At 46.0% G+C, this 26206-nt stretch carries 17 protein-coding genes; 6 read left to right on the forward strand and 11 right to left on the reverse strand.

What is annotated here, in order from left to right:
• Positions 1-5 precede the first annotated feature (5 nt).
• The 10 genes from JGK14_RS01085 to JGK14_RS01130 all read right to left on the reverse strand — a co-directional run bounded on the left by JGK14_RS01085 (position 6) and on the right by JGK14_RS01130 (position 13566).
• Positions 6-2084, reverse strand: coding sequence for a hypothetical protein (locus JGK14_RS01085; RefSeq protein ID WP_325314633.1), 2079 nt, complete (start codon positions 2082-2084; stop codon positions 6-8).
• Between the two features lie 34 nt (positions 2085-2118).
• Positions 2119-2835 (reverse strand): hypothetical protein, encoded by a 717-nt coding sequence (locus JGK14_RS01090; RefSeq protein WP_325314634.1) that lies wholly within the window; start codon positions 2833-2835, stop codon positions 2119-2121.
• A 24-nt stretch (positions 2836-2859) separates the two neighbouring features.
• Positions 2860-3990, reverse strand: coding sequence for a hypothetical protein (locus JGK14_RS01095; protein ID WP_325314635.1), 1131 nt, complete (start codon positions 3988-3990; stop codon positions 2860-2862).
• Positions 3991-4088: 98 nt separating this feature from the next.
• A complete protein-coding gene (locus tag JGK14_RS01100) occupies positions 4089-5147 on the reverse strand; it encodes a hypothetical protein (RefSeq protein ID WP_325314636.1) in 1059 nt (352 codons plus the stop codon).
• A gap of 5 nt (positions 5148-5152) precedes the next feature.
• Positions 5153-8404 carry a hypothetical protein gene (locus tag JGK14_RS01105; protein WP_325314637.1) on the reverse strand — a complete coding sequence of 1084 codons (3252 nt, stop codon included), beginning with the start codon at positions 8402-8404 and terminating at the stop codon, positions 5153-5155.
• 143 nt (positions 8405-8547) lie between these two features.
• On the reverse strand, positions 8548-9258 hold the full coding sequence (locus JGK14_RS01110) for a hypothetical protein (protein ID WP_325314638.1): 711 nt from the start codon (positions 9256-9258) through the stop codon (positions 8548-8550).
• A gap of 21 nt (positions 9259-9279) precedes the next feature.
• Positions 9280-11607: a hypothetical protein gene (locus tag JGK14_RS01115; protein ID WP_325314639.1), complete on the reverse strand. Its 2328-nt coding sequence runs from the start codon at positions 11605-11607 to the stop codon at positions 9280-9282.
• Positions 11608-11717: 110 nt separating this feature from the next.
• A complete protein-coding gene (locus JGK14_RS01120) occupies positions 11718-12140 on the reverse strand; it encodes a plasmid mobilization protein (RefSeq protein WP_325314640.1) in 423 nt (140 codons plus the stop codon).
• A 470-nt stretch (positions 12141-12610) separates the two neighbouring features.
• Positions 12611-12868, reverse strand: a complete 258-nt coding sequence (locus tag JGK14_RS01125) for a hypothetical protein (RefSeq protein WP_325314641.1) — start codon at positions 12866-12868, stop codon at positions 12611-12613.
• A gap of 482 nt (positions 12869-13350) precedes the next feature.
• Entirely contained in the window at positions 13351-13566 is a 216-nt protein-coding gene (locus JGK14_RS01130) for a hypothetical protein (protein WP_325314642.1), read from the reverse strand.
• A 178-nt stretch (positions 13567-13744) separates the two neighbouring features.
• Between JGK14_RS01130 and JGK14_RS01135 the strand changes: the two genes are divergently transcribed.
• Positions 13745-15178 carry an ATP-binding protein gene (locus tag JGK14_RS01135; protein ID WP_325314643.1) on the forward strand — a complete coding sequence of 478 codons (1434 nt, stop codon included), beginning with the start codon at positions 13745-13747 and terminating at the stop codon, positions 15176-15178.
• A 20-nt stretch (positions 15179-15198) separates the two neighbouring features.
• Positions 15199-17334, forward strand: a complete 2136-nt coding sequence (locus JGK14_RS01140; protein ID WP_325314644.1) for a tetratricopeptide repeat protein — start codon at positions 15199-15201, stop codon at positions 17332-17334.
• Between the two features lie 167 nt (positions 17335-17501).
• Here JGK14_RS01140 and JGK14_RS01145 read toward each other — a convergent pair whose 3' ends face one another.
• The gene (locus JGK14_RS01145; protein ID WP_325314645.1) at positions 17502-21380 is read right to left on the reverse strand and encodes a hypothetical protein; all 3879 of its coding nucleotides are present in this window, start codon (positions 21378-21380) and stop codon (positions 17502-17504) included.
• Between the two features lie 145 nt (positions 21381-21525).
• On the opposite strand from JGK14_RS01145, the gene JGK14_RS01150 reads away from it, so the two are divergent.
• The 4 genes from JGK14_RS01150 (at position 21526) to JGK14_RS01165 (ending at position 26147) form a co-directional block, all read left to right on the forward strand.
• Positions 21526-21756: a hypothetical protein gene (locus JGK14_RS01150; protein WP_325314646.1), complete on the forward strand. Its 231-nt coding sequence runs from the start codon at positions 21526-21528 to the stop codon at positions 21754-21756.
• Between the two features lie 289 nt (positions 21757-22045).
• Entirely contained in the window at positions 22046-22795 is a 750-nt protein-coding gene (locus JGK14_RS01155) for a sigma-70 family RNA polymerase sigma factor (RefSeq protein WP_325314647.1), read from the forward strand.
• A gap of 23 nt (positions 22796-22818) precedes the next feature.
• Positions 22819-24369, forward strand: a complete 1551-nt coding sequence (locus JGK14_RS01160) for a hypothetical protein (RefSeq protein WP_325314648.1) — start codon at positions 22819-22821, stop codon at positions 24367-24369.
• The gene (locus tag JGK14_RS01165) at positions 24369-26147 is read left to right on the forward strand and encodes a DEAD/DEAH box helicase (protein ID WP_325314649.1); all 1779 of its coding nucleotides are present in this window, start codon (positions 24369-24371) and stop codon (positions 26145-26147) included. The genes JGK14_RS01160 and JGK14_RS01165 overlap by 1 nt, the downstream gene beginning before the upstream one ends.
• The last annotated feature ends 59 nt before the right edge of the window (positions 26148-26206 follow it).

Genomic DNA, 26206 nt, shown 5'->3' on the forward strand with positions numbered 1-26206 from the left:
CTCCGTTATCTTTGCACTGTGACAAAGGCATTGACAAATACGGAAACTTGAGTTCCTTCTGGTACGATCGCCACGTTGCCTCGCTTCAAAAGTTCTTGGGCGTTGCGATCCGATCTTTCTCGCAGCCGTTGGGCAGTAGGTGTAAAGAATCCCTCTAAAGCGGCTGCTAAAATGTTAGGTTCAGGTGAGGTTGTGGTTTTAACAGCCGTACTTCCAAAAAAGCCGCTCTGCTGGCTGAAAGTTTCTTGGGCGGGTCGATTAATTATTTCTCCTACCCGCCCCAAGCTGCCGAGAATTCCCACTAAAATATCAGCCTTGGCTATTTCAGAACCTCTGTCAAATAAACTGTCGGCAATGAGAGGTTGGTTATCGATTCCGCGAACGATTAAGTATCCGGGAGGAATGGGTACTTGTTGGATGCGGCCAGCAGAATCGGGGTAAACAAGCGCCACCACGCTTTGAGAAACCAGTCGATTTCCGCGCGTGACATTTTCTACTTGAGTGATTAAGACGGTGCCAGATGGTAAGGCGATCGCCCCGTCAGTTGCTATCACGTCCTCGGTCAATTGGACGGCAAACCTTCCGGCTGTTGGGCTTTGGCCTGCTTCGTCCCAAATCATCGGCACGATTACCTTGGCTTGAGCAGATGACCCGATGGCTATCTCTCTCATTGCTGTGCTGCCTTCAGTGTTTTCGCCCGCAGTTGTGCGGTTGAGGATTCCAGCTTCTCCAGGGGTCATTCTATTGGCGTTTGCAGCAGAGTCAGTAACTCCAATTGCGATCGCGGGTATCTCTTGCATTGGTGCAGCCGATTGTGGGCTTTTTGGCGAACTGACTAGCACTGGCTGCGGGTTTTGAGAAATCGGCGGCACTAATTGCTGTTGGGGCAATGGGACTGGTGCAATTGCTACTGTGCTGGGAATTGTTGCCTGTGCTGCTGTTGGTGCAATTGCTACTGTGCTGGGAAGCGTTGCCTGTGCTGCTGTTGGCGCAATTGCTACTGTGCTAGGGGGCGGTGTCGTTACTGGCATTACTGACCGCACGGCAGGGTAACTTGTCGCTGTTATCCCCGGTGCGATCGGGAAAATTGCGGAACTGGCAGCAATACCTTGACCATTTAGCTCTTTAATTTCTTGACCTCTGCTTTGCCCCAGAGAAGCTAATTGGGCCCAGCGCTCGTAAGGGTCTACTTTTTCTGGTGGTGGCACAGGTCGAAGTGCCAACGGCGCGGGCGGTGGGACAGGGCGCGGTAATGGCGTAAGATAAGGGCGAGGCGGGGGCGGTGCAGGCTGCTGTGCAGGGCGCGGTAATGGCGGCTGTGGAGGAGGAATGGTCTGTACCGTCCTTGGTGGCGGATTAAAGTTTTGAACCGGCATCGGGGGTTGAGACCTTCTAGCGGCTGGTGCAGGTTTTGGTGCAGGCATCGGTTTGGGAGCAGGGGTCGATCGATTTTTAGGTTCAGGTGGCTGAACTTCTAGCGCCCGCTGCTGATCTTGAAATGCCAGTCGGCTTTTTAGTTCTCCTGACTCGTCTTCAGAAACTTGAGCAGGTTTAGAGTTTGTCGTTTTTGCCTGTTGGCGGACGGGTTTAGGAGCAAAGAACACAAACCAAAAGAATCCCAAGATGCCGAGAACTGCGCCAGTACCCATTAATACTGAAAACGTCCGAACTTCGGGCTTCTCAGAAACAGGATGAGTTTCTGCTCCTTCGTTGTCCTGTTTAATTCTGTGTTCAGAGGTCAATAATTCATCGGTTTCTCCGTCATGTCCAGCTAATTCTCTTTCCTCCTCACGGCTCAACGGCTCAACTGAGCGCAAGCCGAACGTCTTTTTACCATTGCTGCCAGCGCCATCAGGAGCGTTAGCTGCCTGAAAACTGTTAGAACTGTGGGAAAAGTTATTGGCTTCATTAGAGGAATTGTTGCCATTAAAACTGTGGGAAAAGTTATTGGCTTCATTAGAGGAATTGTTGCCATTAAAAGGATGGCTAGTTGTGCTGTTAGGTGGCGTATTGTAGGAAACTTCTTCAATTTCATCGGGTTCGCCATCAAATTCGTGTCCATTTTGAAGTTCTTTTTCACTCATGTTTTTATCTCCTATTATTTCGATTGTTATCCTATTATTTGGGTTTGAATTCGGTAATTTTGTTGATTTCTAAGCCGGCCGAGCGAAGCTCATAAACTTTTTGTTCAAAAGCTGAGGCTTGGCTACCTAGCGGCGGGGTTTGGATTTCTACTGCTTTGATTCGGAAAGTGCGATTGAAAGGAATTCTTTGATCGATTCCTGACGTGCGATCGACAAGCAACCGAGTGGCAATCATGTCAATCTCCCATTCGCCGGGACGGACTTCTCTGGGTTCGGATAAAAAAGAAATGATGACAGTTGCTCGCAATTGACCCGTAAAAACTTTATTGGGGACGAGTTCAGCGATGTCAGGGAGAGAAGCTTTGCCAAAATTGGGTTCTAGGAGTAACGAAGCAAAATAAGTGCTGGTAGGAACTCGTTTGGAATTGACTTTAATCCCTGAATCTGTATCGTTAGTTCCTGGTATTTTATTGTCCCAGTTGAAGGTTAACTCGGCCCAATTTTTGACAAAATTTTGGATGACTGAGGGATACCGAAAAAACCGATCTCGTTCTGCTACGTAGTAAGTTTGACCGTTGATTAGCTGGACTTGCGTTGTCTTCATAGCAGCTACCGAGTTGATTCGGTACGCGACGAAGAGGTGCAAAATTAGGGCGAGGATATTTACTCCAGTTAGGATGAGGAAGCACAATGCCAGTAGATTTTTAGCTTCTGGCAACAATGCAGTTTGTGAAAATCTTTGTAGCTTCATAAAATCTTTTGGTAATTAGTGACATTACTTAAATCCTTTGTTCATCGCCAAATTAGCGGCTGCTCCTATGACGTTGCTCAAAACATCGACGAGTTGTTTAGCATTGCTAGCAATGCCGTTGTATAGGGCAATTCCGCCGCCGCCGGCGATTAATAGGGCTAAGCCGGGTGCGAAAATGCTGATGAAAAAGAGGAAGGCGACATCGCTGGCTAATTCGGCTCCAGAATTGACTAGCACGGTGGCTGCTAGCCCGACAACGATGTTGTATCCAAGTTGGACGCCAAATAAGCTCAGAAATCCAGTTGCCCAAGCCCAAATGGGCCTGCCCTGCAAGGGAAGTAGCGACAGCCCCATCGCGATCGGCGAAAAGAATGCTGTTAGTAAAAGGGCTGCTTCAAGGATGTTGACAAACGCCCACTGGATGCTATAAAGAATGAATCGGATGATTGGTATTGCTTTTTCTCGAAACACTGAACCGGGGTCAGTTATAAAAGTCGTGGCATCTTGAGCAGCACCGAGCAAGCTATTATTCCAGAGGGTTTCACCAAAAGCCCGCAGCGCTTGCAGAGGGGCTGAGCCGGCGGCTTGCCTTTCAGCTTCGCTAACGATTTTCTGAGCAGCTTCTTGCTTGGAATTCCAGCAGGTTAGCAGTTCTTGTCCGACTTTATTTCGGCATTCACCGTAGAGATTTTCTAGTTGTTGGCGGCCGATGTTACTGATAGTGACGTTGGCGATCGCGTCCCTAAATGTCATTTCTCCTAGTTGCGCTTCTAGGACACTCTGGACTTGTCTGTAGGCAAAACTTCTAGTAAAAATGACGGTATTGGCTAGCAATTTGCCGTTAGCGCCGAGGAACAGCATGATGACGAGCGGCCAGACGAACAGTGCTGCCAGTTCTGACCATGACTGCTTTTCGATAATGTCTTTCCCGCTGCTTAGAGTTAAGAACAGGATGCTGACGGCTGCTAGGGTGATGCCGAGGGATACTAAGCCGACCCACAGCCCAGAAGCGATTGGGTCAATCGTGCTAATCCAAACTTTGTCCCAAGATTCTGAGGTAGTCTTAGCCAGGTTAATTGACTCGCTAACGATGTCTAAGGCTGACCCTTCTGCGCCACTTATTGGTGGTGTAATTTGTGCTAGAAACTCTTTCATTTTTCCTCGGAAAAACTTCAATTTTGTATTTGATAAGGCGGTTATTCGGTACAAAAACTATGCCAAGAATTGCGGATTCAATTTAACTGCTCAGAGCATTAATTGGGAGCGACAAACCTGTTAGTTGAAATCGGGGTTGTGCTGCTGTCATTCGGTTTTCCCAAATAGCCACCGCCGGGGAGCATTAGCATTCCCGCCTGATAGCTGGCTTGGTTTCCAGACGCAGTGCTGCCTCGACGCTCTCCCGTATTGAGCGCGGATATTTCCTTGGCAGCTTGCGATAGCAGCACGTTATTAATGGCTCGATCTGTGCGAGCTTGCTGAGCTTCCTGTAAATTTCGCATTTGAACTTGTGCGCTCAATGCGGTCTGTTGCGATAGGTTTTGGAGAATTTGTTGAGTAACGTCGAGGCTCTGGGATTCTTCGCCCAATTGGACGTTTTGTTCGGTATCTTGGCGAGTGGCTTCTAATACTTGGAAGCTGTTGTTTTGAGCTTCTTTGCTGAGGGTTGCTCCATCAGCTATGCCGATAGCGGCGCTGCGCTGAGCTTGAGCGTCTAAGTCAGACATGATGTTATATGAACCTTTGCCGTCTAATTTGCTCGATTTAGTTTCGAGTAAATCTGACAGTTTTGTTCCTTCTGTCTGGGATGTTGGAGCTTTAATAATTTGGCTGCTGACTTGGCTCAGATCTGGAATTTGGATAGCTCCGATAGAGGAGGAAAGGAGTTCGTTTAAGGAGCCAAATAGCTCGTTTTGCACGAAACCTTGGATGTCGCCGATAAAATCGTTGACTTGTTTGAAAACATCTTGAATGGGAGCTAAGAAACTTCCCGCAGTTGGGGCTGGAGCTTTCACAGCCGCTTCTTGTGTACTTGGCAGGAAAATGTTTTGGGCTGGAGATTTCACAGTCGCTTCTTGTGTACCGGGTACGAAAACGCTTGGGGCTGGAGTTTTTACAGTCGCTTCTTGTGTACCGGGTACGAAAACGCTTGGGGCTGGAGTTTTTACAGTCGCTTCTTGTGTACCGGGTACGAAAGGAGGAGTTGTTTGAGCTAAACTTGGCCTGACTTGAACGATTAATTCCCAACTGGCTAACAGGGAAACTGCTGCTAGTTTTGTAGCAGGTTGCTGCATTAATTGAAGTTGATATTTCATGGCAGTTATTTTGGTATTTTGGCAAAAACTTGAGAATTGTTGCTGCGAACGTCGGATGCTACTTTTGGCTGAGGATTGGCAGCTAGGGTGGCAATTTCTAAATTTTGACCAATGTGGTCGAAGCCTTTTCCTTCTTTCACCGCTGCAATGTATTCTTGGGTGAAATGCTTTAGCCCTTGAAGCTGCCCTTTGAGGGTAGGAGGGTATTGAGCCATGATGCGATCGCGGGCTTCTTTTTCATTTTGGTTGTTAGCAATTGATGCCAACATCATCTCTCCGGGGTAGAATCGCGATCGCCAAAATCTTCCTCCTTTCTCAATTAGCCAGCAGGAGTAAAGGTCAGCAGCTCTGGGTAGAAAAGATTCTGTGGCATTGGAACTGATAATTTGCGGGTCGTACCCCAAATATTTGTGAGCGGCTGCTACTCCAGAATTGGTGATTCTGCCGGTAATTCGGTAGACCATATTTTGTAGAATTTGTGCTCCTGCGGAACATTCGCAGATAGCATCAAAATCTTGGCTCAATAGCAAGACAGCTATGCCATCTTTTCTGCCAGTGGCGCAGAGTTCGCCGACAACTGATGCAAAACCATCTTTTTTGAGTAGGACGCTCAATTCGTCTCCAATAAATAAGCTTTTGGGGTGAGAAAGAGCGTTGCGGATGCAAGCAGCATGGGCGTTAATTGCCATTAAATAGGCATCTTGTTCGTTAGAGAGTCCCGATAGGGCGAAGAATTTAACAGCCGGTTCTGGGGAAAATGTGCTGGGCTGACCGATGGCTTTTCCTAAGCGGGATGTTAGCAAAGCATTTCCTTGGCTGAGGATTTGATTGATGGCTAGTCTGTCTAACTCCTCAAAGGACTTAAGATTGAGTCTTTCTTTGCTGCAAAACCTCAACAAATCTTGGAGAGTTGGCATTTGCTGCCATTCGGGAGATTGCCACCCTCTTTCAAATGCTTTGTTGTACCGAGCGATGATTTCTGGATCTCTAAGGTACATATCGAGCATTCGCAGGATAATTGAATCTACCCGCTGGGCTAAGTGGGGATTGTGAATTTTGCCCATTGCGATCGCCACCAGAGCTTTGCGGATAAATTCTTTCCAAGATTCCATCCGCCGCTCTCTTTCAGCTTTGTCGAACTTGCGGAGGTCTGGCGGTTCTACTAAATTGCTAGACCCTTGGCTGATGTCGTAATATGCGCCTCGATCGCCCAAAAGTTCGATCGCGGTTTTGAAGGTACTGTTACCCCCGCTGCTGATGTCCATCCCGACAACAGGGATGTTATTCGCCAGAGCTTCAATGGCAAAACGCCACCCCAAAACGCTTTTGCCTGAACCTGATTCGCCAGTAATTAAAGCGCGGCTAATTTGGCTGTAGAACAAGTCAATAAAAATTGGCTTTCCGCCTCGATGAGTTATAAATTCAACTCCTTTTTTATCCAAGTCGCGGGGAACTGTTAGCGGCAGAATTCCAGCGGCAGTTTCAGTGTCGAGGGTGAGGCGGCGTTCGCTCAAAAATGAACCGCTATGCAGCAACCATTTCCAAGTAATCGGTAGGCATTGCAGCCAAATATCCCAGGCAACGTTCCGTTCGCGAATGACTTTCGCGGTTCCAAAACTATTAGAGAGTACGTTGCAGGCTTGGCTCAATTCTTCCACTGTGTTTCGGTACACTAAAAAGGCAACGGCTGCATTTAGAGGTACGGCTCCTTGGTAAAGCCTTCGCTGGGCATCGAAAGATTCCTCCTGTTTAATTTCAGCGCCAATATCGCGCCCTTGCCCTTTAGTTATCGCTCTGCTGCTAGCGGCTTTTGCTCCTTTCGCTTGTCGGGCTAAGTTATCATTAATTACCAGGGAATTTCCGGCGCTAATTTCTACCCAAGCTTCTGTATCGCGGACGTAGCTTGAGGACATCACCTCCCAAATCCATTTCAATTGCTGGCGGGTATTAATCCAGCCTGCGGGCGCGTCATACATTGTCAGGACAGCGCATTCTTTTCCCTTTCCGGTGAGATAGACGCGATTGTTGGTCTTGCGGTGTTCGGGGCAGGAGGATATGCCATTCGTTCCTTCAATTAAAACTGTACAAATGTGTTTGTCAGTTGTCTTAATTTCGCTGAGTTGATAGCCAGAATGGGTTTCTTCAAGTTTAACAATTTGTGGGATTTGCGGTGGTTTACTGCTGTTAAATCGTAGCCACAGCCACTCCCAAAGTTCTGAGGAATTCATAGGACTAATTTCTAGTCCCATTTTGGTATTCAGGAGAATTTCCCAGCGGAGGAATCCTTGTTCAAAAGAGTTGAGAAGCAGCTTGGTGTAAAATTGCTCTCTGTAAATTCTAGTGTTGCCTGCAATGGTTTCCACAATGGAATCGCACAATTTTTTGACTCCATCAATGGCTTTGCCAATGAAATCTCTGGAGATGGTTTCGCCTTCGTTATCGGCTGTCCAAGTACAGAAAGCAATTTGCTCCCATACTTGTCTAGTACCTTGATTAGTTTGTTGTTGGAGGCGACGCTGTTCATTTCTGAGCAGTACAGATACGGGTTGGAGTTCAGCGGTGTCAGCTAGTTGTTCTAATTCTTTTTGTCGAGCAGCATCGCTACTGTAACAACCGGTGCAGAAAGTGATTTTTTCACTGGGTGGGATGTCTTTCATTCCTTCTTCAAGAGAAGCTGCAAATGCTGATACTTCGCTCCTGAATAGTAGGTTGTGAAGTCCTCGGAGGCGGAATCCAAATACCAGTTGGTAGCTGGTTCCGTTATTGAGAAGCATTCCAGATACTTGTCTGCCATCTTTTTCAATTTCCACCAAACAACAGAGGTTAATTTCATTTTGGAAAGGCATAAATTTGCTCCTTCCACCATATTGATTGGGTACAATTTTGGGTTTCAATTTGATGCGGATTTGTGAATCGTAAGGTTTGCCTTGGATGCTAGGAGGGCGCAGGGAAGAGATGGGAGAAATATAGAAGCTGTCGCCGCTGCACCACTCATCTCCGGGGGGCTTGCGGAATTTGTCAGTAAAGAGGTGGGGTTGACTTCCTGTGAGGAGCCACCAGCTTACAATCAGCCAAAGCGAGACAGTGAAGAACCAACCCAATCCCAGGCTAAATAGACCCATTGTTAAGGTATATGCAATGGCGGTTAAGAAGCACCAAGGTAGAATTTGATTGGCAGGGATGAACCCGATACTTGCTTGTTTGCCCAGGATTTTATTGACTCTGATAAAGTCTTTTTCCGGATCTCGTAAAGCCATTGGTGACTCCTTTTTTTGGCGTTGCTGAATTGAAGTATGAAATTTCCCACACTCGATATTTCAAGCTCTTAATCTCTGCGAGGAGAGCGTTTCTGTCTAAGTAGAATTCATACCTTGATTCAGCAACGCCCTTTTTTTTAGTTCTAAAAGGTCAAAGTTGTAATTACTCCCAGCGGAGGAAGGTTGGGAACCAAGCGGGCTGTAGTACCGCTGCCGTCGCCGACGAATAAGAACGTTACTACGTCTATGGCAATTACAATGCCGAAGGCGAGGGCAATTTGGGTGACAATTGGCCGCCAATCGTTGCCTTGCTGCGCTTGGTTGTAAGCGAATAAAGCTGCGGCGGCTACTAGCAAGAGAAATATGCCTCGAATGGCATTGAAAATTAAAACGATCGTTGATTCGTCAATGGCTGTTCCTCCTCCTGCTGCTCCAGCTTCGGTTGCTAAATTGGTCATAAATGCTTGGAGACCGCTTAGAAAAATGGCTTGTGCTGGGGTTTGAAAGTTATTCAGGAACATTGTTACTGTGATGACAGCGACAGCTAAATGCCAGAAGCGAATTTTGCTGCCCAGCAGTTTTTCGAGGATGGGAACGCTGCGGGTAATTTGCCATAGTCCGAAGAACACCAGAGATGCACAGCTAAATACGCTGACAAATAAGGGCTGGACAACAGTTAGATAAATGGCTGCAATTAGGCAAATTGCAATGAAGGCTAAATCGGCGTTATTGAGTTTGAATTTACGCATGAATTTGCTAAAATGGCTGCTGCGTTTGTGGGTAATGCCTTGGTTAGTAACGCTGGCGCGATCGCCATGAGAGTGGTAGTTGTTGTGTAAGTAATCGTTTTGCATGGGATTTGTCCTCAAAGTGGTTTAAGCTTGCAATTCGTTGCTGTCTTCTTGCGATTGTTCTTTGCGTTCTGGCGAGGTATAGTTGTAGTCTTTAGATGCGTGAGAATCTCTAGATTGAGTTTTTTGTGGCTCTGGGGAGCCGACTACAGCCTCCATTTCTTCAACAGCAATGTGGCACTGTCGAACGTCGGGTGGCTTTCCTTTGACCAGAACGGCATCGAACACTTGTGCGTCACCTTGGCGGGGGTCAGTTCCGATCAGTTGTTTTGACCCGTCCGGCAGATCCAGTATTTCAAATTCGTATTTGACTGCCCCGGTCGTGCCGTCTTCGCGACGCGATTCTTTCCAAGGAAACACTGGATCTTTTTCCCCGCTAAAGCGTTTGGGGAAGGTGTCCTGAAACTTTTCAACTAAAGCCTGGGCAGTTGCTAGCTTGTTGTATTCTTCTTCCGACTGAGGCAATTTGAAAATGGCTTCTCTTTCTTCTGGAGTTAGCTTGTCCCGATCCGGCTCAAATTTCCAGCGTTCGCCATTCTTGGTTCCCGAAAAGATTTCGGTATGATCGCTGCCTTTTACGACAACTTTAACTTCGTTGTTTTCAGCAGTTACATTCAATCTGCCGCCACCATCAAAAGCAATACCCGACTGGGGAGACTGCCCCGTAGCGAAAGCATAATTGACCAAGCAGTCTGCTACAGCTTCTCGCTGCTGCTGTACTTTTGTTTGAGTTACCATTTTGCTAAGAAGATCCTCTGGTTCGCCTTCCTCCTTGTCGATACTGTTAGGTGCAGTAACTGCGGGCTGAACTTTTTGACGGGTTTCTGGCACTTGTGAATTAGGATTAAATTCTGATTCAACCGGCATTTGAACGGTCATTTTATGTTCCAGTTTGTCCACGATGCTTTCAAGGCGATCCAACCTTTTTGAGAGGTTGCCTAAATAGTCTTGAATTTGGTCTAACTGTTCGCTGATGCTGGTATCTTTATCGAGCTGTAGAGGTCTAGATTTTTGGGAGTTTGGGTTGAGCTTGCTCTCTAGATCGCCAATTCTTTCGCCAATTTGAGCTGCCTTGGTTTCGGGATTGTTGATTTTAACTTTCTCGGTGAGCTTGGCTTCAATGTCGCGATCGCTTCTCTGAGGCTGGCTCGTTTCCAGTTCCTCTGGTTCAGTTGCAGCAGGTGGTTCTAATACCTGCTTAGCCCGTTCAGCAAGTTTTTCAGTGCGTGTATCTATTGCTTCGATACCTGCAATGACATCAGCTTGTTTAGCACGAGTCGCAACTCGGTCGGCGCGATCGTTTAATGAGTCAATTTTTTCGAGAATTTTTTCGAGTTTTTCTGCCTGTTCCTTTTCCCTCGCTTGTTCGATGTAATCAATTAGCTCCCCAATACTCTTTGCTCCAAGTAGACCCATTAAAGAGGCAGTTTGAACGGTTAAGCCACTTACGGTTAATCCGTTAATTTCGCTTCCCATAGAAGCGACACTTGCACCTTGGCGTTCGGTTTCTTTTAAAACAGTTTCAAGGGTGTCGAGTAAGGGATATTTTGCTTCGGGCTGTTCAGCCACTTTTTGCTTGATTTGTCCGTTATCATTCTGATTTAGAACGCTGCGATTTTTAGCTATCTTGCCCAATACACCATTGGGGATAGGAGCATCCTCATCATCAGAAAGTAGTTCTTCAATATTATCTTCTTCCTCCTTTTTTTGCGTTCTGCTGGTAGCATTTTTAGAAGCTACTGACTTTCCTAGCTGCCGTTTAGACTGCGATGATTTGCGAGTTTGCGTATTTTGGCTGGGAATGTCTGCATCTTCTTCTAGATCGCTTAAATCATCCTCCAATTCATCATCTAGTTCTTCATCAAATTCTTCGGAAATGCTGTCCTCCTCTAATTCATCACTGGCATCCAGCCCGATTAAGTCCATAATTTGGGATGGAGTATAGTAATTGTTATTGTCTTTGGTTTCAACGTCAGCTTGTTTCAAATTTTTAACTAAATAGACACCGCTGGTTCTCTGGCTGGGGTCTTTAGTTAAATAGAAAACAAAGCCAGACACCTCACCTCCTTTTCCTTCAGTAACTAAATCCATGCTGACACTAGCTTTGTGATTGCCAGATTCATTGATTCTGTCGGGTCGTTTGTTGAAGGATTCAACGAAGTTTTTGAAATCTTCCCAGTCCTCAATGCCACCTTCTTCTTGGATTGTTTCTATGGCAGCATCAAGGGTTTCCTGAATGTGTTCCAGTTTTTTGACGTGTTTGGGATCTGTGGCTGTTAGGACAGACCAAGTACGCTTTGGGGCAGAAAATTGTCTTTTGGAGTTGGGCTTAGTTGAGAGTTTTGCAGCCATCTTTTCTCACCTCCTACGAGGAAATTAGGTGCGATCGTTAGGTTCGATATTGAACTTTCAGCAGTGCTTTAGATTGTCAAACAGGACTATTGGCTAGTTGCGCGATCGCTTTATTGGTAATCCACAAGCGGGGGTATTGGTTCGCGGGTTTCGCTCAAAAGTTCTTTTCTGACTTTGCCTCTTAGTTCTTGGTGATACTCGCCTAGCATTCTGCAGAATTCTTGCAGAACTTCTAGGCTTTGTTTGGGTAACTGTCCTGCTTTTACTGCTGTCTCTACACCCCTGGTCATTTGGCAAATGTGCGTGCTCATTTTTCGCAGTTGGGCACAAGTTCCTTCATTGATAGCGGGGACTGTGCGGCCAAGGCTAAAAGCGCGTTTACGCAAGTAGTCAGACAGGCTTTTTTCACCTGCTTCTGCGGCACGTTTCACTAAATCTGCCTTTTCAAAGGTGGTTAGACGAACTCGGACGACTTCAGTCTTTCCAGTCGGTTTGGAAAGTTGGTTTTTGGGAAGAATTGCAGTTGTAAGCACATCAATTCTCTAGGGCTAACTAATGGTTTATTACGGCTAAGTTGAACAGCAAGGGATTAGGTCAGAGCAGTTGTTGGCATTAAGTTAATTTAATGCTGAGCAACCGATGTTCGCTACAATTTCCTGAACCTTGATGGCAAGGTTTGCGCGGTGATTGATCCATTGCTTTCATTGATTCAATTTTCAGCAATTCTGTTGGAGATGAGCCTGTTTCTTTCGGTTTATGTTTTGTTCGGTCACAAGTCGCATTAGTGAGAAGTTACCAGAGCAATTTTTATCATCCATATGGCTGATTCGAGGGTGGATACTGCTGTCTGGATTGCTTGTAGCTTTTGACTGTGATGTTTTAAGCCTGTAAATTGCATCATTGTTGAGCATGGTTTACAGCCAATCGTACTTTGTTGTTGAGGACGGTTTCTGGTTTGCGATCGCCGTCGCTCAACACAGTCTTAATATTTAGTGCTGGAAGTTTAAGCAAGTCTGAGTTGATATTCCCAGAAGAATCGCTCTGTATTGTTCGGGGTGCGACACAAGTATTTCCAAATGTCCAAGTGTGTGTCCATTGCCAAACCTATGACGATATAAGATTCTTCATTGTCTGTCACTGCATCCCCAAAGTTAAAATCCGGTTGCACCCAATTGTCAGGCAGGGCGATCGCATTCGGTTCAGGGGCCGTAGTATGGGTTGTATGCGATATTTCAGTCGGCGCGTAGTGTTTTTGTGGCATTTGGTCGATTTTAAGGGTAAGCGATCGCCTTGCTTACTGGCGGTAGCCAGAGGAGAGGTATTCGTCAGCTACTTCTGCTGAAGCGAATATATGTCGTTGCCCTTTGCACAAATTCTGACAAGTGGGCGGGGTTTGGGCGATTTACTCGTTTTTACCCCCCTCTTACGTCTATTTGACATGGCTTGCTATGCGACTAGCGCACTAACTAGGAGGATTTAAGAGGTGTCGGAGTACAAAAAATCAATTAAAAAGCCGCGAAGATTAATTGAACTTAATTAAAATTTGTGAAAATTGGAGGAAATATTAGGAAATATTAGGGACAAGTAGGAGATATTAGGAAATAAGAGGGAATAAGAGGAAATAGAAGGGTTAAAATATAAAGCTTTTTATTGCCTTCAGTAACAATTGTGGTGTTGTTTCTTCTTACAAAAAGTTGCACCCTCTGTGTGGAGGATGCAACTCGCGCTTATTGCTGGCGGGTATTACTTCTTAGAAGAACCTGACCTTTGTCGTAGCTGTAACATCAGTGGGGTTAGTACCTGAACCAGTGAGGCAACAGAGCGGATTAAGATAGCGATCGCTAAAATGAGTCCTGTTTCAGTACCCCAATACTGCGGCGGTATAGTTGGTTGGATGTCGGTTGGTATCGCGATCGTCGGTTCACCTGTGCGGATAATCGGATCGATTTGAGCTTGCATGGTCTTTCTCCTGTTTGTGGTTTGGTTTAAGGAGAAGCTTGTTGGCCAACTTTGCTTTCCACACTTTTAGAATGACTTAGCTGAGCAGGTTGCACAGCCTGACTTTCGACTCACTTGTGGCAGTACTGAAAAAACTGAGTCAAAATTGAAGCTAGTAAACAGTAAAGTCGTGATAAGCATGGCAAATTCTCTTCCAGCATCCAAATCAGGACTAGAAAGGATTGACGAAGCCAGGAAAAGGAAAGGATGGAATAAAGACTCGGCTATTTGGATTGATAGTGCTAACAAACTACTTGAAGTTACTCCCAAAGGAAGTGTTTCGCGTTCAACTCTGCAACGATTTTGGCGAAAGGAGGCGATTCGTCAGGAAAACTTTGAAGCTATCTGTAAAGCTGTTGGGATAGAAAACTGGGAAGACATTGTTGATAACACCCCAACCCAGCAAACTGCATTATATATGGACTTTAGCGTCTATAACGATGAGTGGGTTGGGAGAGAAACTCTGATTCAACAGTTGAGCGCTCACCTAAATTCTTCCTGTCGTGTCTTGCTATTGGTTGGGATTACAGGTATCGGTAAAACTGCTTTAGCTGAACGAACAGTAGAGGAATTGCGGGGAGGTTGGAGGGAACACAGGGACAATTTTGAAGATGATAATAAAGCTTCAGATTTTGCCAGTGTTGCGCTGCAATGGCTGGAGAAGTGGGGCGAAAATGTTCCAAAGGAAGAGCGAAAGCCTGAGCAACTGTTACGGCGGTTAGTCAAACGCTTGTGCGAAAATCGCTATTTAATCCTGATGGATTCTCTTGAGTATTTATTGACAGGAAATGAAGAGGATGGCTGGGGTGATTTTGCTGATGAGTGGTGGGGTAAGTTTTTTGTCAGTTTCTTGGCAGAACCATCTTGTCAAAGTCGTTTCATTCTTACATCTCAAGATTTGCCAACAAAGTTTGAGACAGCGGAATGCGATCGCTACCAAAATCTCTGGTATTACCAACTTTTGAAAGGGTTAGAAGTCCCAGAACAAATGGCGTTATTTCAAAAAGCTGAACTTGATGGCGATTTAGAATTACCACATAGTCCCCTGCGAGTTATTGGTGAAGTTTATGACGGGCATCCTTTAGCTTTGCGGACAATTGCTGGAGAAATTAAAGAGTCTTATGGCGGGAAAGTCAGCGCTTACTGGAAAGATAACAGTCGTTATATTGAAGAGGTGAAAGAGGCTATTGACGAAGCTCGTAACCAAGGAATAGTTAAAGGAGATGAGGATAGGTGGCAGTTAGCATCATACACGACCGTCTTGAAACGGAAAGTCAACGAACGGATTGAGAAGACATTTGAACGGTTAAAGAATGATGTTTATAATGCTTATTTTTTGCTTTGCACAGCTTCAGTATATCGCTGCGAAGTACAACACAGTTGGTGGCTGAGTCATTTAGAATATCGGGGTTACAGTGAAGATCAGCAAAAGGATGCAATACAAACTCTGCGGGAACGGTATTTAGTTGAAGATGGAGGAATTGACGATGAAGACGAGCGCTTAGTAGGGCAACATAATTTGATTCGCACTGTTGCAATTGCTCACCGATTAAAGCTATTTCCAGAAAAATGAAAAACTAAGATACAGTCACCATGACAACTAATCCGACACCTTTAGGTGAATTACTTCTTACCCAACTGGGCATCAATCCCAGTAATCTGTTGGCTGATTTTCCAGGTAATCAGCTCGATCAGTATATAGCAGTAGTCAACTGGCTCAAGAAGTACAAACCCAAGCTAGATGCCACTAATTTGGAGAAGGTGAAGGGGTACTTGGAAGCGTTTTACCATCTTTGTAAGGTGGAAGATTGGGAGAGAGGGAAAAAAATTATATCTATTCGCCTCGATACGCCTACAAATGACGAATTGCACAACCAATTATCTATCTGGGGCTACAATAAGGAACTGATTGATCTGTACAATAAGCTTTTGGGCAATTTAAGCTTCGATCTAGATGGGGTTATTCGAGAAAATCTGGGAAATGCTTACTATTTGCTAGGAAATTATCCCCAAGCCATTAACTTTCATCAGCAACGTTTAACTATTGCACAGGAAATTGGCGATCGCAAGGGAGAAGGAACCGCACTGGGAAATCTGGGAGCTGCCTATTGTTTGCTAGGAAATTATCCCCAAGCCATTAACTTTCATCAGCAACATTTGACTATTGCACGGGAAATTGGCGATTGCAAGGGAGAGGGAAGTGCATTGGGAGACATAGGACTTGCTTACCGTTCGCTAGGAGACTATTCCCAAGCCATCAATTTTTACCAGCAGAGTTTAACCATTGCACGGGAAATCGGTCATCGCGACGGCGAGGGAAGCGCATTGACAGGTCTGGGACTTGCTTGCAATGTGTTAGAAGATTATCCTCAAGCCATCAACTTTCACCAGCAGAGTTTAACTATTTTTCGAGAAATCGGCGATCGCCACGGTGAGGGAAGTGCTTTGGGAGGTCTGGGACTTGTTTGCGATGCACTAAGAGATTATTCCCAAGCCATTAACTTTCACCAGCAGCATTTAACCATTGCAAGAGAAATCGGGGATCGCAACGGTGAGGGAATCGCACTGGGAAATCTGGGAACAGCTTACCTTTTGTTAGGAGATTATCCCCAAGCTATCAACTATCTCCAGCAGAGTTTAATTGTTGCACGGGAAATCGGCAATCGCAAAGATGAGGGAAGTGTACTGGCAAGTCTGGGAGGTAGTTACCGTTCAATAAAAAATTATCCCCAAGCTATCAACTGTCTTCAGCAAAGTTTAGTTATTGCACGAGAAATCGGCGATCGCAAAGGTGAGGGAACCGCGCTGGGAGGTCTGGGAAATGCTTATCTTTTACTAGAAGATTATCCCCAAGCCATCAACTTTTACCAGCAGAGTTTAACTATTGCACGGGAAATTGGCGATCGCAAGGGAGAGGGAACCGCACTGGGAAATCTAGGGGCTGGTTACGATGCGTTAGGAGATTATCCCCAAGCCATTAATTTTCACCAACAGAGTTTAACTATTGCACGGGAAATCGGCGATCGCAAAGGTGAGGGAAGTGTACTGGGAAATCTGGGACTCACTTACCATAGACTAGGAGATTATCTCCAAGCCATCAACTTTCACCAACAGCATTTAACCATTGCAAGAGAAATCGGCGATCGCAAAGGTGAGGAAATTCCACTGGGAAATCTGGGAGCTGCTTACGATGCACTAGAAGATTATGTCCAAGCCATTAATTTTCATCAGCAGCATTTAACCATTGCAAAAGAAATCGGGGATCGCAACGGTGAGAGAATCGCACTGGGAAATTTGGGAGCTGCTTGCGATGCACTAGGAGATTATCGCCAGTCCATTAACTTTGACAAGCAGCATTTAACAATTGTGCGGGAAATCGGCGATCTGGTAGAAGAGTCGAAAATCCTATGTAACTTAGGAAATGCTTCCAATCAGCTTGGAGAATATGCTGAAGCCATCAACTTTTATCAGCAAACCTTGACTGTATTACAGACAATTCGCGATTCCCCCAATGAAGAGCAAGTCATCATTAAAATAATTAATTGTTACTGCACCTTGCAAAACTATAAAAAAGCAATTGATTTCAATCAGTATCATTTAGCTATCGTTCTAGAAAAACAAACAAAACTTTCTCAAGAATTGGGTGAGTACGATTTAGCGCTAGATTGCGATCGCGCCTTATCCATCGTCACAGAATTAGGCATCCCGCTAGCCAAAGAATGTCAGTAATTGAAGTAAAAATTACTAAACAAATCAGCATAAACTATGACGTATTGGTGGCGAATGTCTAAACTGAATGTAGGCGATAGTGTGACAAATGAGTGACAGAAGCCAATGGAAAATTTTCCATTGGCTCCTCCCCGATCGCCCCTTAAAACCCAACCACCCCCACTCAACTAAACCATTTCCAACTCCCTCGGTTTCGATTCAGTCGCAGGCGTGAAAGTAGTTCGGGACTGGGACAAAGCTTTTTCCCGTTCTACAATCATCTCTTGGAAACGAGCCGCAGCTTGCTCTGTCAGGGGAATTTGAACCTCCCCGGTGTTAACGTTGGCTTTAAACACGGTGCGCTTGGACTCGTTTCTGACAAAGCAATCCCCGTTAGGCTGCACGTAAGCCGTCCATTGGTTGTCGCCAAACTTGAAGTGTTGGGTACTATCGGAAGGAAGGTGCGATCGCCGTTGCTTGTATGTTTCCGACACGACGCTAAAAAGCGTGTCTTGCAGAGAAAGCCGCCAGTTGTCAGCTTTAGCGTTGGTGGTGTCGCGCTTTCCGTTATTAACTGCCGTTTCTGGTTTTGAAGCAGATTCTTGTTGGAATTTTGGCGGTTGGTACGTGCTACTGTTTTGAGCGATTCCGTTTGGGTGGATCGCTGAGCGAATCGCGCTACGCCCAGTTTTCGCCAACTCAGAACTCTGAGATACTTCAGGTGAATCGATCAATGGCAATTGAATTTCAGGCAACCGAATCGATTCGCGATCGACTTTCAGCATAACCGACCTGCCGCCTTTGTCGGGGGAAAGCATTGCCTCAAAAGTAGTTCCAGGGGGCAACTTAGGACTTTCGGGGGAAAATGTACCCAAATTTTCCCCGTCAAGCTGGATAATGGGAGTGCCTTGAAATCGGTAATACTTCTCGTGAGTGGGAGGTAAATCGATCGTTCCCACTTGCACAGTGACTTTCCGATCTTTCCATTTTGACTTGGAGAAATCTTCCTCTGAGTAGTCGTTATCGGGATGTTTGACATTGACTACTTCTATTTGATTTACCCGATAATTTGACAAAGCATCGGAGATTTCATCCATGAACAGTTTGTAGACAAGTGCGCCTCTACCTGCTTTATCTTGAGACTCGATCCACCGACAATCGACGGGAGGTACGATGAGGAGTCTGGTTTCATTACCGGAGTAGTTTGTTACCTTCAAAGAGTCGGTGTCGATGCGATCGTTAGAATTGTCTCCGTATTTAGCATCCAGTTTCGCCACCATGTTCTGAGGTAAGTTTTTGAAGGCGAATTCAACTAACGGTAATTCGGGATGAGCAGTGGCTTCATATTCAATGCCTTTGCTATCCAGTGCGTCTTTCCATTGGTTTGGTAGGTCAATAGTTCTGCCATCTTTTGTTTTCACTTTCTGGAAAGGAACTTGCAGCACGTAGACATCTCGCGGTAAGGCTTCGTGCAGCAATTCGTAGTCTTCTTGGAGGGAAAAGGTAATTTCCAAATCCTCTGCCACCTTCTGGCAAATTGTCCGGTGTTTGCTCAGATTATCGGAAGTGTGGGTAGCTTGGAATAAGGCATGAGCCGCTCTAGTTTTTCTGTCTGGAGTATCCCAAATTTCGTCAATTTCGGCTCGATAGCTGTCATAAAGTTTGCCCATTTCCTCTTTTCGAGCTTTGATGTCGCTGCCAGTGCGATCGTAGATAATACTTTTGTCCTCTTGAAAGCGCTGCACCAGGTCTTTCGCCCATTGCAATTCGTTTTCTTCCCAAGGCAGGTCATTTTCTTTGCTGTGTCGGTACTCGATTCCTCTCTCTACTAAGGCATTTTTGTACTCATAGGAAACGTGCAATTCCTTCCCTTCTTTTTCATACTCAAGGCCTGCTGCATTCAGTTGCTGGCGATTGTCTTTTGACACGATTAAATGAGCCGGAATAGGGGGAAGAATGTGCTGAAATTCATCTCGGTTGCGGTGGATGAGTCGCGTCTGTTCCCAATAAGGGTTAACGGCTTCTTTGGCTAGGACGTAAACAGCATTGGGAAAGTCGGCGGGCATGGGAAATTGTTTGTACAGTCGGTCGTCTCCTTTGTACTGGAAAAAGTAAGTGCAGCTTTTATGTTTCTCGCACCATTCGTCTACTTTTTCGAGTAAAGTGTCGGGGTTTAAACCTGTTTTCTCTTTCACTTCTTTGGCATCTTTACCCCGCAGCGAGTTTTTCTGGTAGTCAACTTCGTACTGTTCCATGATGCTGAGAGCAGCGATAAATCGCTTTTGCTGCTTGAGAAATAGCTTTTCATCTTCGCCGGGGTTGGGGAGTGCTGCTGCTACTTTACCAATGGCTAAAGCGACGATTCCGACTTCATTTTGAGAACTGGCAACTCCGATTTGTTCTAGGGTGGTAAACTTGCGATCGCCTGCTTTAACTTTACCTTGTCTGACTTCAGAATCGTCTTCTCGATACCGAACTTTCGTATAGGGAACTTTCTCAGCTTGTACCACTTCCCCGAAGTCAAATAACCCGTCTTGTGCTGGTAAGATTTGTTGGGCAATGTGAGGAAGTTTTCCAGATTCAATGCCAAATGGTTCGTCACCGTCAAAGTCTCCTTGATGGAACTTTTCTAAGTCTTTGGGATTGAACCAAATTACCCCTTTGATTTTCGCCATGACAGCGCGGGTTTCCTCTGGAATATTTTCCAGGTTTTTTGCGTGTACATTTTGATATATCCTCAGACCATCTTTGTTAAGAATTGGGAATCGACCTTGAACGCATTCTCCTTCTTCTAAATGGTTAGCGCAAACCGTGCCTTGGGGTAAATCTTCGCAGGGTAGTGCCATTGCAGAAGTCATTGATAAAGCTCCCCTGGTTGCCAGATTTCGCCATTTGGATGCCAGCCACCTTTCTGCCATATTGGTGAATTCGGGACTGCCTATCATCAGTCCGAATTTATCGGCTTTTAGCATCTGAATGTCCTGTCTTTCCCGCTTTTTATCTTCGGTACTTTCCTCGCTGTCACCGTTTATTTCGTCGTCAATTGTAGTTGATAGTTTGTCCTGCTGTTCCTTGAGTTTTCTTTCGTTCAAACGAGCCAAAAATGCTTCGCGCCTGTCGTAATCTTCAATCATGGCTTGGCGCAATTTCATCGGGTCGCGCTGCAATGCTGCCAGCCTTTGGGCTTCGGCTTTAGCTGCTGGCACTAGGTCTTGTCTTTGGGCTGCTTCGTCGAACCAAACCCCGGTGGACTGCCAGCTTGTTTGGGTGATGCCGATTTGACTGTTTTTGCGGTTTCCAAGGATGGCTTTGGGTAATTCGTAATCGCCACAAGGAATGAGTTCTTTGAGTTGTTTTTTATTGATGCCTTTAATGCTAGAGCGGTCTAAAATGAGTTGGGGTTTGTTACCTTCGGAATCGGCTAATGAGTCGAGTAAATTGTCATCGGGGCGGAGCGTTCCTTTAGCCAGAAAGCTGACTTGAGGTGTTGATTCTGTATTTTCTGTATTCCAACTGCGAAGCCAAGCGAAACGAAATTGGCTGGCTCGATTTTTCTCGCCGCCGATGCTTTTGAGTAAGTCGTAACTGATTGCACCGTGACAGTCTCCGGTTCGATATTTAGCATATTGCGGGTCGGTGAAATCAACAATTTTTACTCGCAGGTTGTCGCATTCTGATACGCCGGACATACAAGTGCTGACCAGTAGAGAACCGTAGCGACAGGCGGTGTCTTTTTCGGTTGCGAATAAGTCTCCTATCTTTTTGGCTAGGGTTTCGTCACCAAAGTAATAACTGTTGCCAGATTGAAATATCATGCGTCGCTTGATGCCATCTTCGGGGTCGTGGATGCTGGCGCGTAATTGGCTAGGATCTGGATTGGATTTGTCAAGTTTGACAATCATTAATGTCTTCAGTTCGTCTGGTTGAAACATTGCTTGCAAAATCGAGTGGCGTAGGATTTCTGGGTTGTTGAAAAATTTTCCTACATTTCGACCTTTGGCATCAGTGTAAGCAGCATCAAAAACGGGAATCTTGAGTCCTTGTTCGGTAACAACTGTGGCGACCATGAGTTGATTTCTCCCTAGAATCGAGGTGTTATAATAAGAATTGTTGAAACAGTTGGTAAGGCAGGTAAGAAAAGTCTATCTAAGCCTTAACAGGTTGAAACTTGGTCAAGTGTTGACCGTTGGAAGTGTTTTTGAGGTGATTGAAATGGAACTAAAGGTTGATACAAGTGTTAATCCGGCTCTGTTTGAAGATGAAGATACTGAGCTGGTGGAATTGGCGATCGCTCCTGAAGATGAGGATAAATACCCATTCGTGCGTCCCAGCAGTGCTCCTGCGGATTTGATGGACAGACCGGGGAGGGTTATTGAAGAATGGGAGAATATGGACTTCGACGAGCGAATTCAGGCTGACCCTACATATATCGATAGGATTTAGTTTATTTGACGGGCGGCGGTAGCCGTCCTTTTAGGCTAATAAGCATTTTAGCTAAACCTTCAATATTAAATTATTTTGTAAAGGGTAAATCCTACTTTTGTCTGTAAAGCAATAACGACTCAACCAGGCGCGTTTTTTATTCGGTTTTAGCAGGTTGGTCTGTTGCTAGTGCGGTACTGGAAGCAGGGGTGTCACGGCTCAGACATCTAAATAGAGGGAAGCATCTCTCTCTGACTGCGTTCACCACGTTCATGTGTCACAACCATGACTAATAAGTAGGAAGTCCACGATGCAAGACAGCCGGGAGCCAAATTCAAATGGACAGTCGGAACATATTACAAAAGAGCAGCAGGAGCAATTCCTGCGGCTGGCCAACGAAGTTGCTGCTGTGGGTGACCCCAGAAGAATGCTTGAGGCTCTGCACCGTAGCGGCGTCCTCGACGGTCTTACTAGGCGAATTGCCTTGAAGTGGAACTCGCTATCAAATGACGAGGTGGGTGACATTGTGGCCGAAGCTGTTGACATCCTTTATGTAGCAATCCGCGATCGCAAAAAGGTTTCAAACCTGGTTGCCTACCTGTGGAAGACTTCTGACCACAAAGCTTGCGACTATTACCGCACACAGCAGAAAAACCGTAAAACCCTTACTTCTGATGAGTTAGAACAAATCCCAGACTCGTCAACCGAACATGAAGACGCTCTTGACAGTTCTACTCAAGAGTTGGACTGGGAGGAAAAGCGATCGCAAGTTATTGCCATAGTCCGCTCTCTGCTACCAAGGTTGGGTCAACACAATGTCCAGAATGTGATGACCTGCATACTTGATGCACTCGCAGCAGACTGCATGGATATATCGAACGCTGAGATTGCTGAAGCACTTGGGCTGACCTTAGATGTAGTCCGACAGTCAAAAAAAAGAGGATTTGACCGATTAGAAAGAATCGTTCGTGAGGAGGGATTAGCTGCCCAGGTGCGCGATGTTGCCCATTTGAAGCGTGATTATGAAGAACAGAGCGAATACGAGCAAGAGTTGGTTTAGCCCTACAAGGGAGATGACAAAAAATGGTACTAAAAACAGACATTAGCCAAGATGTCCGACAGTTGATAGAGGCGGTCATTGAAGAAGCCAGCCGCATCTCGGCAGACGTAGCCGAAGAAGTAGAAGAGATTTTGCAACAGGGTAAGGACAATCCTCTCCCACCAAACGAGGCATTTCAGCTTTTAACGAAAGTTATCACTGTCTTAAAGCGTAGTGCCAGCCAGAGGGGAGACGAAGCTGCCAGCAAGTCCTTGTCAGGTGACATTAATCAAATCGTTGAACAGATTATTCAGATCCGCGAACAAGTAATGCTAGATACTACTGAGCCAACCACCCAAACTAAGAGACTCGAACTTGTTGCCTCCAACGGTATCCAACCTGCAGCAGTTCTCCCGACACCTTTTTTCCAAGGCAGGTCAGTGCCGATGTGTTCAGGCTTTGTAAAGATTACTGACATTGCTCTGTGGAACAAGAACGATCGACTTGATATCCACTTAGGACAGTTCCGTGAGAAGAACAGTCGTGACCCAAACCCAGAAGAACTCCTGGACATCATGCTGAGTAAGATGGAACTTCCTGGTATTGCCGATGATGAAAAGAGCGATCAATTTGAAATTGTCGAACTTGCAAGGAGTATAGCTATCAATGGGGTTCGCAAGCCGCCGATTTTAGATATAAACGGCACTTTGTTGGACGGAAACCGTAGGGTTGCAGCCTGCTACTACATTCGGAGCAGTAACGAGTTTAACTTGGAACAGAAGCGACGGGCAGAGTCTATCCAAGTTTGGCAGCTCACTGAACACGCCACAGAGGATGACCGGAACGCAGTAGTCGTTTCGCTCAACTTTGAATCAGACTGCAAGCTGGACTGGCCTGATTCCATCAAGGCGAGAAAAGTGTATGAAGAATGGCAGGAGATGCTAACACTAGAGCCGAGAGTGCCTGGTCGCCAACGGCAGGCTGAAATGAAGCGTGAGTTATCCATGAAGTTTGCTCTTGGCCCTGACACTGCCACAGTCAGCAGATATTTGAAAATGGTAGATTGGGTCATTGACTTTGAAGAGTATCACATTAACCAGAAAAAGCGGGACCCTTATGAAGTTAAGCACCGAGCCGATAGGTACTTCCAGTATTTTAATGAACTAACTAGCGGGGAGACAAAGCATGGTGGGATTGCGTTTACGCTTAACCAAGACGATGGATTAAAGCACACTGTCTTCGACTTGTTATTAGATGACAAATTTACGAACGTGCTACAGGTTCGCGCTCTAAAGCAGACGCTCAATAACCCAGAATCTCGTGAATTGTTGGCGCGAGCGCGAAATGAAAGGGATCTAGATCTTGCTCAGGATTATATTCAAGATGCAATCACTACTGCCAATCTTCAGGGTGCTCAAAGGCGGGCAGTGGGTGCTGATTCAAGAATTGAGTCCTTTGTCAAATGGCTTGAAGAATTACCCCCTAGAGCATTTCGTGATCAGATCAAACCGGAAAACCTTGAGGGTTTATTAAAAGCCTTGAAGTTGGTGGAACCGATGGTCACAGAAATTCTACGGGAGAGAGGCATTGAGTGATGAGAGGACGAACGATAGAAACCATTACAGCGGATGTGCGGATATCAGACCTGTTGGAGCGCCTAGTCATTACCCCACGTCAGGTTACAGACTACCATACGTTAAGCGGTTTACTTAGGAATGCTCTCCCTGGAGTCAAGGTACACCGCTCGGCTGACGGGCTATGGATAGCGGCTGAGGACGTTAGCGCACTTCTAGACGCTGAAGTGGCTGCTGACCTTCGGTGGAGTGCAGAGGCAAAGCTATTTGCGGAAAACAGGTTACGGGTGAGACAAAGGCATCAACAACTTTATAAGGAGGTTAACACAATCCTTACTGGGGGGCAGTCTGTAGCCAAAACCTACCTCACCGAAGTTGATGGGCTGGATGTCCTCGATGACCATCAGTTGGTGAACGTCGCTGCCATGACCCAGCCAGAAGGTTACGGGTTGTGTGTGTTCGACGAGCAGGGGGCTGGCAAGACTGTTACCCTGATTTTTGCCTTCGACGTACTCGTAGCTAGAGATCAGGTGGACTTCGCGCTCATTGTGGCACCAAAGAGCATGGTGGCTGAATGGCCGCGTGACTTTAAGCGGTTCAAGGGAGACCTCTACAAAGTTGAGGTTGTGAGTGGCTCCCGGAAACAAAAGCGCATTGCTATAGGATCAGGGGCTGACGTACTTGTTACAAACTTCGAGACAGCAGCCTCTATGGAGGATGAGTTACGGGCTTTACTCCGTTCCTACCAGGATCGTGCTGTTTTGGTTGTAGACGAGTCCTTCTACATCAAGAATCTGGAGGCTAAGAGGACTCAAGCCCTACGCCGACTCCGTGAATGGTGCGGTCGTGCGTTCGTACTTTGTGGCACCCCTGCCCCCAATGCACCCCAAGACCTCATCCAACAGTTCAACATCGTGGACTTTGGCTTGACATTTGATGGGGTAAACATCCCAGATGACCGTGTACAAGCTCTTTTGGTTGTTCAACAAGCTATCGAACATCGAGGTCTTTTCATTCGTCACCTTAAAACTGATGTGCTTCCAGACCTCCCTGTTAAAAGTTTTCATCGTGTTTTTGTCCCCTTACAACCTGAACAGGAAAGGGTGTACGCAGCCGCTTTAAGAAACCTAATTATTGACCTGCGTTCTACTGATGATGAGACATTCCAGCGACAACTGACTTCTTTTTTGGCTCGTCGTAGCGCGCTCATACAGATATGTTCAAATCCCATATCTGTTGTCGAGGGGTACACAGAGATACCTGCCAAGCTTATAGCGCTTGACGGCATACTTGAGGAGGCGATTAACCAGAAGTGCGAAAAGGTTGTCTTATGGTCTTTCTACACCGCATCCCTTAACGCCATTGTTAAAAGGTACAGTCACTTCAATCCAGTGCGGTACGACGGGACAATTAGTGATGTTGCAAAGCGCAGGGAGGCAGTGCGTAAGTTCCAAGAAGATAACGAAACGATGTTATTTGTCGCCAACCCTGCTGCGGCAGGGGCAGGGCTAACACTACACAGAGGGCGTTTGGCTATTTATGAGTCTATGTCTAACCAGGCAGCTCACTATTTGCAGAGTTTGGATCGAATTCATAGGAGGGGGCAGACGCGGGATGTAGAGTATCTGATTCTGCTATGCGACAAAACTATTGAGAGCGACGAATATGAACGCCTGACGAGAAAAGAACGTGCAGCACAGGCCCTTTTTAGAGATGAAGTTGAGGAACCGATAACCCGGGAGACGATGCTGAGGGAAGTGATCGCTGCCAGCCAGAGGCTAGGAGAGGGGAAGGATTAAACCATGACTTAAATGAGTCTTGATGGAAGATTTTCTATCGGGACATTGGTTGGGCGAGT

It is taken from the genome of Microcoleus sp. PH2017_28_MFU_U_A, assembly GCF_020738035.1.
Taxonomy (GTDB): domain Bacteria; phylum Cyanobacteriota; class Cyanobacteriia; order Cyanobacteriales; family Microcoleaceae; genus Microcoleus.

Bases quoted from the DNA above. Each gene is read 5' to 3' on its own strand.
- JGK14_RS01155 (WP_325314647.1), top strand. From the start codon at position 22,046: ATGCAAGACAGCCGGGAGCCAAATTCAAATGGACAGTCGGAACATATT.
- JGK14_RS01165 (WP_325314649.1), top strand. From the start codon at position 24,369: ATGAGAGGACGAACGATAGAAACCATTACAGCGGATGTGCGGATATCA.
- JGK14_RS01115 (WP_325314639.1), bottom strand. From the start codon at position 11,607: ATGGCTGCAAAACTCTCAACTAAGCCCAACTCCAAAAGACAATTTTCT.
- JGK14_RS01130 (WP_325314642.1), bottom strand. From the start codon at position 13,566: ATGCAAGCTCAAATCGATCCGATTATCCGCACAGGTGAACCGACGATC.
- JGK14_RS01145 (WP_325314645.1), bottom strand. From the start codon at position 21,380: ATGGTCGCCACAGTTGTTACCGAACAAGGACTCAAGATTCCCGTTTTT.
- JGK14_RS01095 (WP_325314635.1), bottom strand. From the start codon at position 3,990: ATGAAAGAGTTTCTAGCACAAATTACACCACCAATAAGTGGCGCAGAA.
- JGK14_RS01100 (WP_325314636.1), bottom strand. From the start codon at position 5,147: ATGAAATATCAACTTCAATTAATGCAGCAACCTGCTACAAAACTAGCA.
- JGK14_RS01150 (WP_325314646.1), top strand. From the start codon at position 21,526: ATGGAACTAAAGGTTGATACAAGTGTTAATCCGGCTCTGTTTGAAGAT.
- JGK14_RS01135 (WP_325314643.1), top strand. From the start codon at position 13,745: ATGGCAAATTCTCTTCCAGCATCCAAATCAGGACTAGAAAGGATTGAC.
- JGK14_RS01110 (WP_325314638.1), bottom strand. From the start codon at position 9,258: ATGCAAAACGATTACTTACACAACAACTACCACTCTCATGGCGATCGC.
- JGK14_RS01105 (WP_325314637.1), bottom strand. From the start codon at position 8,404: ATGGCTTTACGAGATCCGGAAAAAGACTTTATCAGAGTCAATAAAATC.
- JGK14_RS01160 (WP_325314648.1), top strand. From the start codon at position 22,819: ATGGTACTAAAAACAGACATTAGCCAAGATGTCCGACAGTTGATAGAG.
- JGK14_RS01090 (WP_325314634.1), bottom strand. From the start codon at position 2,835: ATGAAGCTACAAAGATTTTCACAAACTGCATTGTTGCCAGAAGCTAAA.
- JGK14_RS01085 (WP_325314633.1), bottom strand. From the start codon at position 2,084: ATGAGTGAAAAAGAACTTCAAAATGGACACGAATTTGATGGCGAACCC.
- JGK14_RS01125 (WP_325314641.1), bottom strand. From the start codon at position 12,868: ATGCCACAAAAACACTACGCGCCGACTGAAATATCGCATACAACCCAT.
- JGK14_RS01140 (WP_325314644.1), top strand. From the start codon at position 15,199: ATGACAACTAATCCGACACCTTTAGGTGAATTACTTCTTACCCAACTG.